General features: G+C 42.4%; 23 protein-coding genes and 1 pseudogene. 11 read left to right on the top strand and 13 right to left on the bottom strand.

Features of this window, described 5'->3' with window-relative positions; genetic code table 11:
• Positions 1-82: 82 nt before the first annotated feature.
• From WJR50_RS05320 to WJR50_RS05300, 5 genes are read left to right on the top strand one after another with little or no spacing between them, the layout of a single operon-like run.
• Positions 83-1,993: a fasciclin domain-containing protein gene (locus WJR50_RS05320; protein ID WP_341292198.1), complete on the top strand. Its 1,911-nt coding sequence runs from the start codon at positions 83-85 to the stop codon at positions 1,991-1,993.
• A 58-nt stretch (positions 1,994-2,051) separates the two neighbouring features.
• Entirely contained in the window at positions 2,052-3,083 is a 1,032-nt protein-coding gene (locus WJR50_RS05315; RefSeq protein ID WP_341292197.1) for a sensor histidine kinase, read from the top strand.
• Entirely contained in the window at positions 3,080-3,838 is a 759-nt protein-coding gene (locus WJR50_RS05310) for a LytR/AlgR family response regulator transcription factor (RefSeq protein WP_341292196.1), read from the top strand. The genes WJR50_RS05315 and WJR50_RS05310 overlap by 4 nt, the downstream gene beginning before the upstream one ends.
• Before the next feature lie 46 nt (positions 3,839-3,884).
• On the top strand, positions 3,885-4,256 hold the full coding sequence (locus WJR50_RS05305; protein WP_341292195.1) for a hypothetical protein: 372 nt from the start codon (positions 3,885-3,887) through the stop codon (positions 4,254-4,256).
• Positions 4,257-4,260: 4 nt separating this feature from the next.
• Positions 4,261-4,893 carry an HAD-IA family hydrolase gene (locus tag WJR50_RS05300; RefSeq protein ID WP_341292194.1) on the top strand — a complete coding sequence of 211 codons (633 nt, stop codon included), beginning with the start codon at positions 4,261-4,263 and terminating at the stop codon, positions 4,891-4,893.
• Here the strand turns inward: WJR50_RS05300 and msrB are convergent.
• Entirely contained in the window at positions 4,890-5,519 is a 630-nt protein-coding gene (gene msrB / locus WJR50_RS05295) for a peptide-methionine (R)-S-oxide reductase MsrB (protein ID WP_341292193.1), read from the bottom strand. The genes WJR50_RS05300 and msrB overlap by 4 nt on opposite strands.
• 52 nt (positions 5,520-5,571) lie before the next feature.
• Positions 5,572-6,186, bottom strand: a complete 615-nt coding sequence (locus WJR50_RS05290) for a hypothetical protein (protein WP_341292192.1) — start codon at positions 6,184-6,186, stop codon at positions 5,572-5,574.
• A gap of 107 nt (positions 6,187-6,293) precedes the next feature.
• On the opposite strand from WJR50_RS05290, the gene WJR50_RS05285 reads away from it, so the two are divergent.
• The 3 genes from WJR50_RS05285 to WJR50_RS05275 all read left to right on the top strand — a co-directional run bounded on the left by WJR50_RS05285 (position 6,294) and on the right by WJR50_RS05275 (position 9,006).
• Entirely contained in the window at positions 6,294-7,619 is a 1,326-nt protein-coding gene (locus WJR50_RS05285; protein WP_341292191.1) for an alpha-L-fucosidase, read from the top strand.
• 3 nt (positions 7,620-7,622) lie between these two features.
• Positions 7,623-8,120 carry an MOSC domain-containing protein gene (locus tag WJR50_RS05280; RefSeq protein WP_341292190.1) on the top strand — a complete coding sequence of 166 codons (498 nt, stop codon included), beginning with the start codon at positions 7,623-7,625 and terminating at the stop codon, positions 8,118-8,120.
• 73 nt (positions 8,121-8,193) lie between these two features.
• Positions 8,194-9,006 (top strand): PIG-L deacetylase family protein, encoded by an 813-nt coding sequence (locus WJR50_RS05275; RefSeq protein WP_341292189.1) that lies wholly within the window; start codon positions 8,194-8,196, stop codon positions 9,004-9,006.
• On the opposite strand, the gene WJR50_RS05270 is transcribed toward WJR50_RS05275, so the two are convergent.
• Positions 8,996-9,958 (bottom strand): nucleoside hydrolase, encoded by a 963-nt coding sequence (locus WJR50_RS05270; RefSeq protein ID WP_341292188.1) that lies wholly within the window; start codon positions 9,956-9,958, stop codon positions 8,996-8,998. The genes WJR50_RS05275 and WJR50_RS05270 overlap by 11 nt on opposite strands.
• A gap of 136 nt (positions 9,959-10,094) precedes the next feature.
• Here WJR50_RS05270 and WJR50_RS05265 point away from each other — a divergent pair, with 136 nt between their 5' ends.
• Entirely contained in the window at positions 10,095-10,505 is a 411-nt protein-coding gene (locus WJR50_RS05265) for a GNAT family N-acetyltransferase (RefSeq protein ID WP_341292187.1), read from the top strand.
• 18 nt (positions 10,506-10,523) lie between these two features.
• Here the strand turns inward: WJR50_RS05265 and WJR50_RS05260 are convergent, their stop codons facing one another.
• Positions 10,524-11,282 carry a CPBP family intramembrane glutamic endopeptidase gene (locus tag WJR50_RS05260; RefSeq protein WP_341292186.1) on the bottom strand — a complete coding sequence of 253 codons (759 nt, stop codon included), beginning with the start codon at positions 11,280-11,282 and terminating at the stop codon, positions 10,524-10,526.
• A gap of 141 nt (positions 11,283-11,423) precedes the next feature.
• Between WJR50_RS05260 and WJR50_RS05255 the strand changes: the two genes are divergently transcribed.
• Positions 11,424-11,816: a Dabb family protein gene (locus WJR50_RS05255; protein WP_341292185.1), complete on the top strand. Its 393-nt coding sequence runs from the start codon at positions 11,424-11,426 to the stop codon at positions 11,814-11,816.
• 112 nt (positions 11,817-11,928) lie between these two features.
• Positions 11,929-12,768, top strand: a complete 840-nt coding sequence (locus WJR50_RS05250) for a 3-keto-disaccharide hydrolase (RefSeq protein ID WP_341292184.1) — start codon at positions 11,929-11,931, stop codon at positions 12,766-12,768.
• A gap of 81 nt (positions 12,769-12,849) precedes the next feature.
• Here the strand turns inward: WJR50_RS05250 and WJR50_RS05245 are convergent, their stop codons facing one another.
• The 9 genes and pseudogenes from WJR50_RS05245 to WJR50_RS05210 form a co-directional block, all read right to left on the bottom strand.
• Entirely contained in the window at positions 12,850-14,088 is a 1,239-nt protein-coding gene (locus WJR50_RS05245) for a DUF418 domain-containing protein (protein WP_341292183.1), read from the bottom strand.
• A gap of 165 nt (positions 14,089-14,253) precedes the next feature.
• Entirely contained in the window at positions 14,254-14,970 is a 717-nt protein-coding gene (locus tag WJR50_RS05240; RefSeq protein ID WP_341292182.1) for a DJ-1/PfpI family protein, read from the bottom strand.
• A 12-nt stretch (positions 14,971-14,982) separates the two neighbouring features.
• Entirely contained in the window at positions 14,983-15,423 is a 441-nt protein-coding gene (locus WJR50_RS05235) for a carboxymuconolactone decarboxylase family protein (protein ID WP_341292181.1), read from the bottom strand.
• A 64-nt stretch (positions 15,424-15,487) separates the two neighbouring features.
• Positions 15,488-16,063: a Crp/Fnr family transcriptional regulator gene (locus WJR50_RS05230; RefSeq protein ID WP_341292180.1), complete on the bottom strand. Its 576-nt coding sequence runs from the start codon at positions 16,061-16,063 to the stop codon at positions 15,488-15,490.
• Positions 16,064-16,225: 162 nt separating this feature from the next.
• The gene (gene bla, locus WJR50_RS05225; protein ID WP_341292179.1) at positions 16,226-17,104 is read right to left on the bottom strand and encodes a class A beta-lactamase; all 879 of its coding nucleotides are present in this window, start codon (positions 17,102-17,104) and stop codon (positions 16,226-16,228) included.
• Positions 17,105-17,296: 192 nt separating this feature from the next.
• Positions 17,297-17,437 carry a hypothetical protein gene (locus WJR50_RS05220; RefSeq protein WP_341292178.1) on the bottom strand — a complete coding sequence of 47 codons (141 nt, stop codon included), beginning with the start codon at positions 17,435-17,437 and terminating at the stop codon, positions 17,297-17,299.
• Positions 17,370-17,507, bottom strand: a pseudogene (locus WJR50_RS34185) (serine hydrolase); the annotation flags it as partial. The pseudogene WJR50_RS34185 and the gene WJR50_RS05220, both read right to left, overlap by 68 nt.
• A 31-nt stretch (positions 17,508-17,538) precedes the next feature.
• Entirely contained in the window at positions 17,539-17,904 is a 366-nt protein-coding gene (locus tag WJR50_RS05215; protein WP_341292177.1) for a hypothetical protein, read from the bottom strand.
• Positions 17,905-18,021: 117 nt separating this feature from the next.
• Positions 18,022-18,987, bottom strand: a complete 966-nt coding sequence (locus tag WJR50_RS05210) for a gliding motility protein GldB-related protein (protein WP_341292176.1) — start codon at positions 18,985-18,987, stop codon at positions 18,022-18,024.
• Positions 18,988-18,998: the final 11 nt, after the last annotated feature.

The raw sequence follows: 18,998 nt of genomic DNA, 5'->3' as shown, positions 1-18,998 counted from the left end.
CCCCTATTCCCGAAGCTGAAAACCTGACCATACTGTTCCAAGGGTATGTTTAATCACCAAACTCTTTTTAACCCTAAGAACAATGGAAAGATCAATTTTTAAATTTAAGCGTCTATTTTATTTACTAGGCGTATTCAGTCTAAGCCTACTTTTGTTCACCGCCTGCGATGACGACGACGATGACAATGGAGGCATGACTGATCCGGAACCCACTCAAAATATTGTAGAGATCGCTCAGGGAGATGATCGCTTTGAAATACTGGTTAGTGCAGTAGTTGCAGCCGGTCTGGATGATGACTTGTCTGGAACCGGGCCTTTTACAGTATTCGCTCCAACCGATGCTGCTTTTGAAGATTTGTTGGCAAATGCGGAAGGCATTGATGCACTGGAAGATATTAGTGAAGAGTCATTGGTACAGATATTACAATACCATGTTGCTGCTTTAGAGGCCACTTCAGGAGATTTGACGGATGGACAAAGTGTTCCTACGCTTCTTAGCGGAGAAAGTGTAACCATTGGAATTGATGGTAACACAGTAACTGTAAATGATGCAACAGTCATTGAAGCTGATATTATGGCTACCAATGGTGTGATCCATGCCATTGACCAGATATTGGTTCCTGAAGGATTTGTGATAGAACCAGCTCCTCAGACCATTGCTGAAATAGCCTCAGAAACTGATGCACTGAGTACATTAGTAGCTGCATTAGGAAGAGTGCCGGCATTGCTTGATGCTGCTGGTGATGAAACCGCTGACCTGACAGTTTTTGCTCCAACCAATGATGCTTTTACAGCATTACTTGAAACCCTGACTACTGCTACCGGAGATACTTACGAAAGTCTGGACGATGTACCTGATTACGTATTAGAGCGTGTTTTAGAATACCATATTCTAGCTACCTCTAAAACAGCCTCTGAACTGACAGAATCAGAAGAAACACTGGAGGGAAGTAGCCTCAGCATTGATGGTACTACCATAGATGGCAGCGCCAATGTGGTAGATGGGTTAGCTGATATTACCGCCAGCAATGGTGTAGTACATGTCATTGACGCCGTACTGGTTCCTTCTTTCATCCTGAATAGCTTGGGTACTGTTTTAGAACCTGCTGTATTTGACCCTGAAGGTCGCTTTACTACTCTCCTTGCCGCGGTAGAAACTGCTGAACTTGATGGTGCTTTGACTGATGCAGATGCGATGCTTACTGTTTTTGCGCCTACCAATGATGCATTCACCGCTTATATTGATGGCAGCGACTTTGCTGACGCCACAGAACTTCTTGCTTCTGATTTGCTGGATGAAATTCTGCTTTATCATGTATTAGGCATGGAAGTACCTTCTTCCGCCATTGCTGCCGGTCCATCCTCTGCACCAAGTCTGTATGACAATGATGAAGGTGGACCTGGTGAAGAAATTTATATCAGCAACAACGGTGAGGATGGCATTTTCTTAAATGGATATTCTCAGGTAATTATTCCTGATCTGGAAGAAGATAACGGAGTAGTACATGTGATTGATGCCGTGCTTGTTCCACCTATGAATTCTATCGCTGAAATTGTAGTAGCTGCAGCGAGCGATGCGGAAAGCCCTCAGTTTACTTTACTACTTGCAGCCCTTCAAAATGCTGATGATACTGACGGCAGCCTGGTAGACCTGTTAAGCAGTGAGGATGGTACTTACACTGTATTTGCGCCTACTGACCAAGCCTTTATAGATGCAGGCTTTGCTGATGTAGCTGCTATTGAAGCTGCTGACCCTGCTTTATTGCGTGCAGTATTATTGTATCACGTAGTTTCCGCTGCGGTATTTTCAACTGACCTTGCCAGCGGAGCAGTTGCTACTGCCGGTGGTGGTGAAATCACTGTAAATGTGGCTGATCCGGTAACTATTGCCGATCTTAATGAAGCCAGTGCTGATGCAGAAGTAATTGACGTAAATATATTAGCTACCAATGGTGTAATTCATGTGATCAATCAGGTATTACTTCCTGAATAATAATTAGATTTATGCAGGCATCATTTTTTAGGGTGCCTGCATATTTATTTTAACCCCAATGTTCAGCAATCGCTTCCGATATTTATACATACTCCTCTTAGCGATTTACTCTTACCTGAATATTCTGTTTACTGAAGGTGACAGGCTTTTCAGCACTCAAATTTCATCTACACTCCTTTTTTATTCAATTTTCAGTATTGTATTTCTGGTTTGGGAAAGCAACCGCTTTCTGTTTGGTCTGCTGCAAACTTACGAAGACCGCATTCCCAGGAAAATGCATATCCTCATACCTTTCTTTCTTCTAAGCCTAGTGCATGTAGGGTTAATTGCTTTACTGTTTGGAACCTTGGTACCGAAAATTTTTGGGATGGAAACAATTAAGATTTCTACCCAGATAAAGCTCAGTCTTGCTTTTGGATTCAGAATCAATCTTTTTCTGCATACCATCCATGCCATCACCTATTTCAATCAGAAACTAAGAGACTCCAAGCTGGAAGCCGAACAACTGAAAACTCTGCATGCTGAGTCACAATTTGAAGCCCTCAGAAATCAGATCAACCCGCATTTTTTGTTCAATTCATTCAGTGTACTTTCCGGACTAATTGCAAAAAACAAAGCTTTAGCCTCCGAATTTGTACAGCAACTTTCCAAGGTCTACCGCTATTTATTGTACAATAATGATCGGAAGTTAGTCCCACTTTCAACAGAGATTGAATTTATTGAAGCTTATATTTTCCTCTTGAAAATACGGTTTGGAGAACCCCTTAATTTTCAATTAAATCTTAGTAAAATAGATCCCAAAGCTTATTTTATTCCTCCTGCATCGGTACAACTCCTGCTTGAAAATGCTGTAAAACATAATATTATTTCAAAAAAACTTCCTATTCAAATAGACATTTTTGTAGAAAATGAGTTTCTGGTAGTGAAGAACAATTTACAAAGCAAGCCACAGATTGAAATTTCTGGTGGACTCGGGCTTAGTAATATTGAACTGAGATACCACCACATGACACGTAAAGATGTGGTAATTCGGCAAACGGAAACACACTTTGTGGTAAAGTTGCCTCTATTAAAACAGCCCAATCTATGAAAGTATTAATTGTTGAAGATGAGCCCATTTCCAGTGAACTTCTAGCTAAACAAATTAAAAATTACGACAAACACATTATTGTCCACCCTCCTCTTGACTCGGTAAAAGATACAGTAGACTTTTTCAGGTCAGGTGAAGAAGTGGATCTTGCTTTTTTTGATATTCAGTTATCAGACGGAAGTAGTTTTGACATTTTTAAGCAGGTGGATATCAGTACGCCTATCGTTTTTACCACCGCTTACGATCAGTATACCTTACAGGCGTTTAAAGTAAACAGCATTGATTATCTTCTAAAGCCTATTGATTACCAAGAGTTGAGTTCCGCTCTTAACCAATACAAGCACTACCATCAGAGGCCACATACTTACGAAGAAGTCTTAAAGCACATCCAAAACCAGCTCAAGAATACTTTTAAAAAAAGGTTTCTTGTCAAAATTGGAGATAATTACATAAGCATTGCCGCAGAAGATATAGCTCTTTTTTATGCTGATGGCAAAACCACCTACCTTATACCTAGCGGTAGTAACAGGCGCTATGTCATTGATTATACGCTGGAAACTCTTGAAAGTAAACTCCTGAATCCTAATCAGTTTTTCCGAATCAATCGTAAATTTATCATCAACGTTGATGCGCTTTCAGAAGTAAAAAGTTATGTTAATGGCCGCTTGAAGGTACTTACTTCCCATCCTGGTCCGGCAGATATGATTGTAAGCCGGGAAAGAGTCAGTGACTTCAAAAGTTGGTTAAATCAATAGTAATATCATATCTTGATAGCGGATTGTATTACTGAAATCAAGAAACATGACTTACAAACTCGTTTTACTTTTCCTGGTGTTTTTCATTGGCGTCAACCTACAGGGAAAGGCTCAGAATAATGCTCAAATAGACTCTTTGAAGAGAGAAATCATGAACATGAAAGTAGAACTGGAGGCCACTCAAGCTAATTTAAGATTATCCCACAAAAGATTCAAAAGAGGTATCTTCACTTCTGCCATCGGTTATTCTATTGTGATTGCTGGAGGCATACTTCTGGGAACTGAAGATTATAGCGATTGGGGACAACCCATGATCTTTGCGGGTGGAGTAGTAGGTTTTGCTGGTGCAATCATGCTTTATAATTCCAACAAGTATATAGGATTGGCTGGAGGTCCGCCCCCACTTCCTGAACCTTAGCCTCATGCTGGAAGATAAAACCACGCTCCTCTTTGATTTTGACGGCACAATTGCTGATTCGCTTCACCGTCTGCTTGAAATCAGTAATTCTCTGGCGGAAGAGTATGGATTCTTAAAAATTGATCAGCAAGACATTGCTAGCTTTAGAAGTAAATCTACGCTGGAAGCTTTTCGTGAACTTAAAGTGCCCATGCTGAAAATTCCCATTATTGCAGCTCGGGTAAAAAAGGAATTTCAGGAGGAGGTCCACCTGGCTAAGCCATTTGTTCAAATGGAAAAAGTATTGCCTCGTCTGGGTCAATTTTTCAGGCTGGGTATTCTCACTTCCAATACGCCAAGCAATGTAGAGCGCTTTCTGGAGACCCATCATTTGTCTTTTTTTGATTTTGTCTACTCATCCAGCAATCTCTTTGGTAAGAGCAGGGTTTTGCGAAAAATCATGAGAGAAAAAGAAATCAAGGCTGAAGAACTGGTATACATCGGTGATGAAATGCGCGACATTGAAGCCGCGAAAACTACCGGTATAGACATGGTAGCCGTTAGTTGGGGGGCACATACAGCAAAGGCTCTAGCATCGCTAAAGCCTTCTTACCTCATTCATCAACCTGAAGATTTACTTGAACTTTTTAAAAACTAGATTTCAGGTTTTTCTTCCGGGTGCTTCTCCAGATATTCTTTTACTATTGCCGGTGGCTCTTCTCCTTTAGCTACAAAAAGCAAAGCATCACCGTTCAGGCAGTAGCGTAAACCAGTAGGCTTAGGTCCATCAGGAAATACGTGCCCTAAATGTGAACCACTACTACTATCCAGCACTTCTATTCTGGTCATGCCGTAAGTATTATCTTCTTTCAGCACTACCGCTTTTTTGTCAATAGGCTCATAAAAGCTGGGCCAGCCGGTACCTGATTCAAACTTGGTAGATGTGGTAAACAAAGGCTGACCAGTGGCTGCCGAGTAGAAAACTCCTGGTTTTTTGATCTTATTCAAAGGGCTGCTGAAAGCTCTTTCGGTACCCGCTTCACGAAGAATATGAAACTCATCTTCACTCAGTTTTTCTTTCCATTCCTCTTCCGAAAACTGGTATTCGTAATCTCCTTCCATTTCATCTTCCCAAACACCGATATATTTTCCATCACGATCCTGATGATCTACCATCTGAGAGTTGCTATCTTGCTCATTATCTTTCTGCGCCTGACTATTACCACCACAGGCGGTGACAAAAGCAGCCAATATTGCCAGTAAATATAGTTTTGCGTTTTTCATACTATAAATACTCACTTTTTGGTAAAAAAGTTTGTCACTGGCATGACAATCGTTAATCCTCTTTTTTTCCAAATAAACCATCCAGCCCAATACGCTCCCAGAAAGTTTGGTCTTCACGTTCCTCTTTCCGCTGTTCTCTTTCTTTACGGCGTTCTTTTCTGCGTTTGGCACGTTCTTTTTTCCGCTTTCGTTTCTCACGCTTTTTCACCCGCTGCTTTTTGGTGTCCTTACCGATGATGTAGCGGACAGAAACCGCGGTATTGGCATCAAACCAATCCTCATGCAGAATATGGTAAGCGGGTTTAAAGTCAGCCGAAACAGTCAGGGGCATAAAGGGCAATTTAACCTCCAAGCCAATCATGGCGTCAATTCCCAGTACCGGACCAAAATCTTTCAGTCCTCCCAGGTGACCACCGCCACCGGCATACAGATTTAAGCCTCTGCCTAAAATTGGGAAGTGGTTGACTACCAGAAATGTACCCAGCAGTTCACGTTCTCCGGCAGTCATCAGCCCTTCTACCGCTACGGTTTTGAATATCCGCTGCTTGACAGTGATGCCATAATTCTGATTGCCAAACCTCAGCCCCAGGGCCGTACTATACTTCTGTGCTACTGCCTGAAAACTCAAAAGACAGACACAAATGATTATTCCTACACCTTTTTTCATAAAATCTAATGCTACAACGCCTTACCCACTTACTTATTCTATCTACTTGCTGATGTTCCAGCCTTTTTACTAAATTGTACTCTTACTTTTTTTGAACAACATAACCTATGCGAATTACCCTCTATTGCCTTTTACTCTCAACTTTTCTCGCCAAGCCCCTCAGCGCACAGGAGGACATGCAAATATTAAACCTGAATAAACCGGAACGTGAACAATGGTTTACTGACCTGGGGTTTGGCATGTTTATTCACTGGAGTGTTGATGCCCAATTAGGTTCTGTAATCAGTCACTCTATGGTCGGAGCCTCAGAGGATTTTATCAATCGTTACATAGAAGAACTCCCTAAAACATTTAATCCCCAGGAATTTGAACCTGCAAAATGGGCGGTTTTGGCCAAACTGGCAGGTATGAAGTATGTAGTCTTTACAGCCAAACACCATAACGGTTTCTGCATGTACGACACAGAAACGACTGATTTTAACATCATGAACACCCCTTTTGGCAGAGATGCCACCCTTGAAGTACTGGATGCATTTCGTAAAGAAGGTATTGCTGTCGGGCTGTATTTCTCTCCCGATGACTTCTATTTTCTTCATCAGCAGGGGCTTCCAATCAGTCGGCAGCGTGAAGCAGCTTTACCTTCCAACAATCCGGAATTATTGGTATATGATAAAAAACAGTTACGCGAATTGCTGACCAACTACGGAAAAATTGAGATGGTGTTTATTGATGGTATTGAACAGTATGGAGAAACCGAACTGGCCAAGCTTTGCTGGGAAATTGACCCTGACATTGTGGTTACGCGCGGAGCCATTCAAACGCCTGAGCAAAACATTCCCAATGAACCCTTGCCTTCTCCCTGGGAGGCCTGCTATACCATGGGCACCCAGTGGCAGTTTAAACCCACTAACGAAACTTATAAAAGTGGTACGGAAATTATTAATAACCTGATTGAAATAAGAGCAAAAGGGGGAAACTGGCTGCTCAATATTGGGCCAAAACCCGACGGCACACTTCCTGAAGCCCAGGAAGATCGTTTGCGGGAAGTGGCGCTTTGGAATTTTGTGAACCAGGAGGCTTTGAATAATATTGAACCCTGGAACATCATTCGGGAAGGTGATATCTGGTTTACCAAAGCCAAAAATCAGAATATGGTTTATGCTTTTATCACCCATACCCACTGGCCCTATGGTGAACGCAAAACATTTCAGTTGCGCAGTGTCAAAGGAAATGAAAATACCAAAGTGAGTATACTGGGCCATGGTGGAGAAATTCTGGAATACCAACCCGAAATAGATGCAACACCTTATGTATATGTAAATCAAAAGGGGGTCACGCTGGATGTAATGCGGGCCCAAAGGTTGTATAATGACAAGACCTGGCCTAACCCTGTGGTTGTTAAAATAGAGAATGTAGAATTTCAAAATCCCTAAGCTATGCGAAAGGAAGGAGTGACAATCAAAGATCTGCTGAATACCTTACCTCAGGTAGGGATAGTAAGCTGGATTAGCATCAGACCGGAAAGGAGAAGTATGCCTGTAGAAAAAGAAAGTGTACTTGCGGACGCTTCTCATGGCCTGGAAGGAGATCACTACGGAGGTGGAGCCGGGGGCAAACGACAGGTAACGCTGATCAGTGAGGAACATTTGCATGCAGTAGCCTCCTTTTTAGGAAAAGAAAAGCTTGATCCAGCATTAGTAAGGCGCAATATTGTGGTCAGAGGTATTAACCTCCTTGCACTCAAAGATCAGCAGTTTCAGATCGGAGAAGCTGTATTGGAAACTACTGGTTTATGTCACCCCTGCTCCCGTATGGAAGAAAACCTTGGTGAGGGAGGGTACAATGCCATGCGGGGACACGGGGGAATCACTGCTAAAATTATCAAAAGTGGCAGGATAAAAGTCGGCGACAAAGTAAAACTTATCAATCCTTAAGCGCTTAGCTCAAATAATAATAAACACAAGCCTTCAATTTGTAATCTTTAATTTTTCAATTTTTAATTAAATCATGAACATACTTTTTATAGGAGCACACCCCGACGATTGTGAAGTGTATGGCGGAGGTACTGCCACCCTTTTTTCTAAGCTGGGCCATCGCGTAAAATTTATTTCAGTAACCAATGGCGATGCCGGCCATCATATCATGCGAGGCACCGAACTGGTAGACTGCCGTAGCAAGGAGAGTATCAAAGCTTCTCAGGTTCTGGGCGTGTCTTACGAAATTATGGACAATCACGATGGACAACTGGAGCCTGACTTACAGAATCGTAGCCGTATTATCCAGAGAATCCGTGAGTGGGAGGCTGATATTGTTATTACGCATCGGCCTAACGATTATCATCCCGATCATCGTTATACCAGTCAGCTAGTGCAGGATGCAGCCTATATGGTAATGGTGCCTAATGTCGCACCGGGTGTTGCTCCACTGCGTAAAAATCCGCTTTTTCTATACTTCCAGGATCACTTCCAGAAGCCCTACCCTTTTCGCCCTGACATTGCGGTGAGTATTGACGAAACTTACGAACACAAAATCCTTTCGCTGGATGCCCATAGCTCGCAGTTTTACGAATGGCTCCCCTGGATAGAAGGTAAACTGGAACAAGTGCCTCAGGATGAAAAGGAGCGCACCAACTGGCTCAAAGAACAATGGACAAAAAAACCAACCGATGAAGTCAGAAAGTCTCTGTCTCGTTGGTACGGAAACACAAAAGCTGAGAAAGTACAGCATGCTGAGGCTTTTGAAGTCTGCGAATACGGACGCCAGGTATCAGAAGATGATATTCGCCACCTTTTTCCTATGCTACCGCAGACTACCGGCTGATAAAGTTTTTCCTGGATTGCTTCAAGAGGTAATCGTAAAAGAGCTCTCTCTCCACATCGGTCACCACATTTACCCAGTTGCCAGAACCAGCTTCTTCATAGGTTTCCCCTTCATTGGGCAGGTTTTGGGCAATCTGTAATTCCATTTGCTTTGAATTAAAGATATCAGGCCTGGACACATAAGCCACAGATAATACATCCCACATATGGTAGAGGTAATCATAGCCGGGAATGGTATTGACCGTAATAGCCCAGCAAAAAGAAGCCAGGTTAGAGACTTCAAACTCCCTCTGTGCTGCCATCTTTTCCAGAAAATCAAAAGTGACCGGCACATGATTGGTAGCATCCAGCGGCACTATCGTCAGGGGGAGATTTTGTTCTATCAGCCATTGGGCAGAGGCCGCATCCCAGTATACATTCCATTCTGCCGTACCATTGTGGGTATAGGTACGGACATTTCCGTGTACTTTAACCGCTCCCGCCATCCAGATAATCTCAGTAATTTTTTCTTTAATGGCAGGCTCTTTTCGCAGCGCATTGACCAGCGTGGTACTGGGGCCAGTCATCAGATAAGATACTGGCTCAGGGCTGTTCATCAGCCTTTCTATGATAAAGTCGCTGGCTTCCAATTTACTCAGAGGGGAGCGCACACTTTTCATATTCAGCAGTTGCGGAAAAGCATTGATGATCTGCGGCTGAGCACGCCACACTTCGGGAAAAGCATTCATCCCTCTGGCTTTGCTGATAGAAACCGGAACAGGTTCTGCCAGCATCAAATCCATGAATTTACGTGATGACTCAGCAGCGTACTCCGCATAACAGTCGGCAGGGGTTACGCTCACCCCGATCAGTTCAACTTCATCCATACAAAGCACGAGTAAGAGTGCGAGCAGGTCATCTACGCCCCCATCATGATCCAGAAATACTTTTTTATGTTGCTGAGTGTTGTTCATATTTAATTTCTTGTTGGGAGTAGAAAGACAGATGCAGGAAGTTGGAAGTCAGGAGTGGGAAGTTAAACTTCCTGCTTCCAGCTTCTGACTTCCTGCTCTAAACTTCAAAACTAGTACATTTAAGACAAAAAAACGCATGACAATCCAGCTTTCCGAAGACCGGGATATTCCTCAGCAACTTATCATCAATCTTTACCGCGCCAACGGATGGTCTGCGGCAGATAAACCGGAAGCCTTATACCAGGGATTGTTAAACTCTCACGCTCTGGTTTCTGCCTGGGAAAACGAAACTTTAGTGGGGCTGGGAAATGCTATTTCCGATGGGCACCTTGTAGTGTACTACCCTCACCTGCTCGTACATCCTGAATATCAGGGTAAGGGAATTGGGCAGATGATCATGCAACGCATGGCGGAGAAATACGGCCAATTCCATATGCAGATGCTGACTGCTGATGGAAAAGCCATTAATTTCTATGAAAAGTGTGGATTTGCAAAGGCCGGTACCACCCAGGCCATGTGGATTTATGGTGGAAAAGACCACGATTGAAGTCTCTGATTTCTCTCTCTACAGAATATGGTAGAAGATAAAGTAACTCATCGTCAGGTTGAAAAAGGCATGCGCTACGATCGCGCCGAGAATTGATCCGCTCAATACCCGGGCGAAGTAAAACAGCCTACAGCTTGCATATAAACCTACCATCCACAGGATAGAAGGCCAGAACAGAAATCGCCACTCGGCATTGAGATACACTACACCAAAATGAGAAAGGTGAACCAGGCTAAATGCCAGACTATCAATAATACTGGCGTTGTTATGATCTACTTCCACCGCTAGATTTTCGTGGATAATTCCGCGATAAAATAGCTCCTCACCTAGTGGACTAAAAAACATGCTGATCCCTGCAAATATGGTAAAGTACATCAGGCGGCTTTGATTATCCATACTATCCGGCAATCCGTGATAGGTACGGGCTATGTAATTGAAAGCATTATAATCTGTATTGCCGTAGAACCAATACATTAAACCAAAAAGTAAGGCGCAACTTACTATTCCGAAGACTATACCCCACCCAATGCCTTTCCAACGCTGCACTTTATTGATGCCTATTTTCTTCCATCCCGGAGTATTTAAAAGCACAAAAGGCAGTACGATCAAAAGCATGAAAAAGTAAGAGATATGCTGATAACTGCCATCAACATTGGCCTGTAGCACCAGTATAAATCTGACAGTACTTAATACCAGGAGAAGTACAATCGCTGTTGCCCAGCCAGGTTTGATCCATTTGCGTAAGACTTTACGATAATCATCAGAAGATAAAGGCATTGATTTGCGGGTAATAAAGTGTACTGGGCTCCCACTACTCCTGAAATGCTTGCTTTTTTGTGAGCCTCAGTCTTCAATATTAGAAATTTTAGCAAAAAATAATAACTTGCCTTCACATCAACACTAAGCTACTGTATTAATATGAAAAAGATTTCAATTGTACTTTCACTCATTCTGGCCATTACCGCCAGCTCATTTATCATTGATATGCAACAACAAGAAGACACTTTGAAGCATGTGGTAGTCTTTAAATACAAAGAAGATGCCTCCGATGCTGACATTCAGAAAGTTACTGATGCTTTCCGCGACCTACAAAATACAATTCCGGGAATCGTTTCTTTTGAGCATGGTATCAATAATAGTCCTGAGGGTAAGAATATGGGCTTTACGCATGTATACAGCCTCACTTTTGAAGACGCTGCCGCCCGTGATAATTACTTGCCACATCCTGAACACAAAAAGTTTGGTCAGTTGCTTGGTTCTCTGGGTGTGTTAGAAGATGCCTTCGTGGTAGACTATCACCCTATGAACTAGTTTCTTGAACCGTTTTTTCAACAGTATTATGAGTGTCATGCTTCTCAATAGTTGCATGACATTTATTTTTCATCACATCACAAAAAGAAAATCCTTTATTCATTTCATACCTATGAGAACCTTATCATTAATTTTCAGTAGCCTTTTATTCATCTATAGTTGCGGCCCCAGTCAAAACAGTGAAGAGCAGGCACAACAAACCGGCGAAGTTCAGAGCGATACACCTGCTCAGGAAGAGGAAGAGTGGATATCTCTCTTCAATGGAGAAGACCTGAGCGGCTGGCATGTAAAAATCCGCGGACATGAACTGGATGATAACTATAACAATACTTTCAGAGTGGAAGACGGACTGATGAAGGTACGTTACGATCAGTATGATGACTTTGCCCAGCAATACGGACATATCTTCTACGAAAAGCCTTATTCTAATTATAAGTTCAGGGTAGAATATCGTTTTGTGGGTGAGCAGGCTCCTAAAGGTGAAGGCTGGGCCTGGCGCAACAGCGGTATCATGGTGCACGGACAATCTCCTGAAAGTATGGGGCTGGACCAGGATTTTCCTATCTCCATAGAAGTACAGCTTTTGGGCGGACCGGAAGGAAGTGAAGATACACGCACTACCTGTAACCTTTGCACCCCTGGTACCAATGTGGTGATGGACGGAGAATTGGTTACTCAGCATTGTATCAACTCCACTTCTGAAACCTATCGTGGCGACCAGTGGGTGACTGCCGAAGTGGTGGTGATGGGAGATTCAATCATCCATCATCTGGTCAACGGAGATACCGTACTGACCTATCAGCAACCTCAGATGGGAGGAGGAACAGTGAGCGGACATGATGAAGCGGTAAAAATTGATGGTCAGTTGCTTAGCTCAGGATACATCTCTTTACAAAGCGAAAGCCATCCGGTAGACTTCAGAAAGATTGAAATTCTTCCTTTAATGGAATAAATTCTGATGATCTATACGAATTACTTTTACACTACCCACGGCACTTCGCTGTGGGTTTTGATTTTCTGATAATTTAATAATTCATTTTGCTGTCTTGGGTGGGACTCTCTTTACTTTACGAATGGGCAACCTCTTTTGATAAGTAAAGCAGCGCCACAGCCATTCTAAGGGACCATACTGAAAGTGGTTTAGCCAGAGCCTACTGTAGATCAGTTGTAGGGCAAATACCATTATAGCCGTAAATAAAGTTTGTGATGGGCTCAGCGTTTCATAGAGCTGAAGGCCTAAAGAGGAGAAAAGGAAAACACCCATTACCGAATGCATGATATAATTGGTCAGTGCCATTCTACCCACATACTTTAGCGGGGATAATAGCTTTTTAGCAGAGGTAAAATACCACAGCCACCCGATAAGCCAGAGGTAAAACAAGCCCATAAACATATCAGAGATTTCCATCATCTTGAAGAAGAAGGGGCGTAGGGACTCGCTTCTGTATATTTTAAAATCCGGTAAAAAGAATAAAAAAACGATTCTATACAGATTGGTGAATACTGCCAGTACGAGCATAGGTTTACGAATACTGAGGATAAACCCGTCCAAAGCACCCAGCACATTGATCTTGCCCAAATATAGGCCCAGTAAAAACATAGCAAAGGCAATTGGAGCAAGAAACATAAACAATAAAGGAATGTTGGCTGCATACTCTCTCAGCCGTAAACCAATTCCTTCCGTATAGCTACCACTCCTGATGATTCTGACAGTTTCTGCCCCACCGAAGCCCTGAAGGTAACTTTCTGGCTGGAAGCCGGTCAGTTGTACAAACCAGTCAAACAACTGCTCATAAAAAGGAAAGAAAAGTACTATGGCCGAGAGTATCAGAATCCACCGCTTGGATCTTTTGATCAGCAAAGTAGTCAGCATACCCAGCATGGCGTAGAGGTGCAATACATCCCCCGACCATAGTAATGTGATATGCAGCAACCCAAATATGAATAGCACAAACATTCTTCTTCCGAAAAAGGAGAAGCTAAGCTTGTTATGTTCCTGTAGTTTCAACGCCTGCATGGCTATGCCCAGGCCAAAGAGCAGAGAGAAGATGGGAAAGAACTTAGTATAAAAAAACAACTGAAGGATTCTGGAGGTAAGCTGATCAATGCCTGAGCTCCACTGCTGGCTAAATGTACCCTGATTGATGAAGGTACAGTTCATGATTTCAATGTTAATGATAAAGATGCCAAAGACAGCAAAGCCGCGGAACACATCCAGTACTTCAATTCGTGTCTTTTTTGGAATGGGTTCCGCACCCATAGCATTGTTCATAATTGGCTCCCTTTACGCTTCTGATTTTAAAGCGCTAACATAAAACTTTTTTCTCAGCTCTCCCTTGTCTACTATGAATTATGACTTAAGCTTTGTAACCCTTTTGGCATGGCTATGCGTGTGGCAAAGTTCAAACGTTAAACATCAAACTACTTGATCAATACCCTATTCAGCAGCCCATTGCCGCAGCCTATCCAGATAAAGGTAAGACTCTACGTATTTTCTATGCGAATGGTCCGTCATCTTTTCCAGGAGTTCCAGCGAGGAGATATAACTGGCTAAATTGCCATTAGCTGAGAGGAATTTACCATCTTCCACATAGCTCACTGATAAATCATCCTGCACTTTTAATGCCGGGTAATTCTCCTGCAATTCCTTTCCTCCACCTATCCAGGTTACGATCTTCTTTCCGTCCGCAATCCCTGAAGCACCTATCAACTGAGCACCGGCACAATTACTTACGGTATAAGCAGTGTGCTGATTTTGCGTCCTGATAAATGCAAGTATTTCATCATTACGCACCAGCGAATACATATCGTAGGCGCTGGGTACAAAGAGTACATCCACTTGGGGAGCATTCTCAAAGGTAAAATCAGCCTGCATCTCCAAGCCTTCTTCGCTTACAATAGGGGCCGCAGTCGGGGCAATGGTAATGACATTAAAAAGCTGCTCTCCCTCTTCTGACGGTTTGGCAAACACATCAAGAGGAGCGGTAACTTCAGTGGTAAGCACTCCTTCATACATCAACAAGCCAATTACGGGCAGTCCTTTCTGTAATACTTTCTGCTTACTGTCGGTGCTGCCCGAGTGCGCTTTATTCATCTCAGTATCACAGGCACTCATATAGAAGAGGGCAGCAATCAGGATATATATCGTTTTCATGGGAATCAAAATTTAGTCTGCTATTGGTTTGTGGGTACTGACCGCTATCCTGTTCCAGGCGTTAATAATCGTAATGGCCATAATGATCTGTGCTAAATAATGTTCTCCAAACAACTCTACTGCCTTCTTGTAAGTCTCGGAGGATAAACCTCCCTGGTGTATCAGTGTCACTTCTTCGGTAAGCTGCAAAAGGCATTTTTCTTCTTCAGTAAACACTCCTGCTTCTCTCCAGGCATCCAACAGAAAAATTCTTTGGGCGCTCTCTCCGTACCTCAACGCATCCTGGGTATGCATATGGATACAAAAAGCACAGCCATTGATCTGGGAAGCTCTGATTTTGATGAGTTCTTTATGGGATCTGCTCAACTGGCTTTTTTGCAGATATTGTTCCAAGGCAAACATTCCTTTATAAGCCTCAGACTCCAATACGTCTATTTGAATTCTCTTTTCCATTTGCTTGATATATTTGATATGAAGCAAAGGTAAAGGGCAGGGGGGGCAATAAAATTAAGCTGGTTTAAGATCGTTTCTTTTTTCTCAGTTCACTCACGTATTCGGGAGTAAGGCCCAGGTAAGTGGCGATCATGTACTGAGGTACACGCTGTACAAACTCAGGGAACTGTTCGTTGAAAGAAAAGAATATTTCTTCTTTGGAATAGTCAAACTGATATTTCATCCGCATGATGGAAGCCCCGTAGGCGATCTGGTACACATGCCTGAAATATGATTCCAGCTGAGGAAAAGCTTCTAAAAGCTGGTTCTGCTTATCGTAGTCAAGGCAGAGCACATGACTGGCTTCCGCTGCCTGAATATAAAAACCTGTGCTTTGCTGATGATGATAAGCCAGATAGTCAGACATCCACCAGTTTTCAATGGCAAACTGTATGTTTTTTTCTACGCCTTTGTCATTGATAAAATACATATGGAGACAGCCTTTCAATACAAAGAAACATTGTCTGCACAACTGACCTGCTTCCATCAATACTTCCTTTTTTTCTACTTTTTTGTATTGAAAGAAAGCAAGAGCATCTGTAAAATCATCTTTACCAAAAGCCACAAACTTTTTGATATGCTGGAAGAATCTTTCCGTCATTGCAAACCTGTCTAACATTAATATCTAAGTTGATGTGCCACAACGCATGGCCTCAGCACCTGGCTTCTGCAATATAAAAATAGATGCAACTTACTTAGCATTTTGAGGACGTTAATTCTCTTCTAACATTATGATAAAAAGACCTTTTCTCATGTAAACCGCTCAGTCCTTCCAGCGATCAAAGATGGATTTGGTAATGCTGGCGATCACCAGATCACGTTCTTCGGAAGATGCGTAGGAATCTGAAATAAACACGCTGACAGCCATATGCTTCCCATTGGGTAGCGTAATGATGCCCGCGTCATTGGTAGCCCGGGTTAAGCCATTGTAGGTCCCTGCAGTACCTGTTTTATGCGCTACTACCGTGCCTTCGGGCAACATGCCCTTTAATCGGTGGAGGCCGGTTTTGGAGTTGATCATATCATGCAGGAGCAATTCCCGGCTTGGCGCTGAAAGCACATCATCCGTATAGAAGATTTTTAATAGCTGCGTCATAGCCCTGGGTGTTGACCAGTTCTGGTACTGCATCGTATCATTGGCCACCTGTATCTTTTCGGTAAGGGCAATCGCCATAGCTGATACACCCAGACGCTGTACATATGCATGGGCGACCTCTATACCTCCTATGGTCTTGAGCAATACATCTGAGGCAGAGCCATCACTCAGTATGGCATACCTTAACAGCTCTCTAAGACTAAGCGCCACGCCCTCAGGATATTTGTCCCGTATGGGGCTATAGCCCTGTTCTGGTATGTAATCAGTAGCTTGTACCTGAATGACCTGATCTAAACTTAGTTTGCCCTGATCTACCTGAGAAAGCACTGCCATGGCAATGGGAAACTTATAGACACTCTGCATAGGGTATTGCTCTTCAGCATGATAAGCCACTGTATCTCCTGTTTCCAGCAGCAAGGCATACACCCCCACATTACCACTGATCTTTTGCGCATGTTCATTGATTTCCTGCAGTACATCCTTTTGCCCGAATGCAGGCAGCGATAAGCAGAGGATAGAAATACAAATTATCGTTTGGCGATGCATAGTGTTAAACTTGTTTACAGTAGTTTGAAAAATCAGGTGCTACACCCAGATTAATGTATTAGAACTTTGTCAAAGCTATCTTTACAGTACAGACAATTCGCGATTGAAATTAGCTTTGACAAAGTTTAGCGCGAAAATCGTCTAAGCACCGAGAATTATTAAGTCATAACGCACCGTACAACATTATGGTATTTACTCCTGCTCTTCTACACTTACAAGACTACTTGCCACACGCTCGCCGGGTGGCACAGACCTGGGAGAAGAGGGAATCTGAAATAAACACACTGACATCCATATGCTTCCCATTGGGTAGGGTAATGATACCCGCGTCATTGATAGCACAGGTTAAACCCTTGTATGTTACTGCCGTACCTGTTTTGTGCCCTACTAGCATCCCTTCGGGACTGGTCTTCAGAAGAATTATATAATTTCTATTAATCTACCGAATTACACTTTAACAACATCACCATAACTCCTTCTTTGGTAACAGCTTTATTGAGATACAGCCCGACTTCCAGTGTATCCTCTGTCAACCTCAAGACCTCAAAGTAGGCATCACTATCTTTGAATATTATCAACTGCTTTTCTTCAGTCTGGAATAAATACATACTTGAGTTTTGCTCATCCGGGGTAGACAAATCGGTAAAGTCAAGTATTTCTGTTTCGGCTAACCAATAACTTCCATGTGCTGAAGAAATGGCATCCTTTATCTTCCATTTTTTTTGAAGCATCAGTGGATCAGGTTCATTATTACAGGCATAAAGTACTGCTAAAATTAGTATAGATAGGGTTGCTCTCATGCTTTACAACAATGCTATATAACTACTTTCTATAGTGAATGTATTTAACTCCTTCCCCTCTTTAGGTCTGTGTCATCAGAAGTTGGACTCTATATACCTTGGGGAATTCGGAATAATTTAATCTTCAAACTTTTCTGAATACCTACTTTTCCTGTAAATACTCTCATAATCTGTAGTATTAATCAATTCTCTTACTGCTTGATCCTTATTCTCCTGCTGATTATAGTAAGATTCTACAATCTTATATCCCATCCAGTATGCCAATCCTGCAGGACGATCTGCAGGAATTCCTACCCATCCACTTTTATCCTCACCATACATTTTCTGCTGAAACTCTTCCCATAAGACTTTCTCTCGGGGATCAGCATAATCATGTACTGCCTGAGAAGGATTTTTTCCTGTAACTAATTCTGCAATAAAATCAGCACTCCCTTCTCTCACTGCGTGCTCTAACAAATTTTTATTCTCTACATCCGCTTGCTGCATATGGATTGACTCATGAGCTACGACGGAAGCTAAACGATCAAGATTTAAAGTTTTTACTAATTCATGGTGTATTTCTGGAAACTGATCCAAAGGAGTATCTTCAGCTACTGTCTGAGCTTCGGTCGCAATTAATAAACCCGCATCTGAAGTTGTGCTTCCTGAGTTGAGAAAGTACCAAATGAAGAAATATACGTCTGGAAACCTGGCCTCCGGATACAAATATTTGATGCCGTAGAAAGCAGCACGTATGTCTTTTTTATAACTTTCAACTTTAAAAGTATTGTCTCTGATAGATTCATAGAAAGGTATCATTTCGTTTACTCCTTCTACGAGTTCACCCACCTTCTTTTCCCGTTTGTCAATCCAGCTTTGAAAACCTTCTGAAGCTTTATTTAAGTACAGAGATCTGTAAATTTGTTTTTGCTCATCTAAAGGAAGGTTTTTTGCGCTATCGTATGCTATCCAGAAATTAGAAATATCTGTGATAATAAGCTTTGCATTATTAGGATTATCATGTAAACGTACCTGTGCTAAAACTTGATGTGAATAACAACATACTATTAATGAGGAAAATAGCACTTTGAATTTGAACATCATATGTTAGTAAA

The sequence above is a fragment of the Catalinimonas locisalis genome, from assembly GCF_038039535.1.
In the GTDB taxonomy this organism is placed as follows: Bacteria; Bacteroidota; Bacteroidia; order Cytophagales; family Cyclobacteriaceae; genus Catalinimonas.
This window is presented reverse-complemented; position numbering and strand designations above follow the sequence as displayed.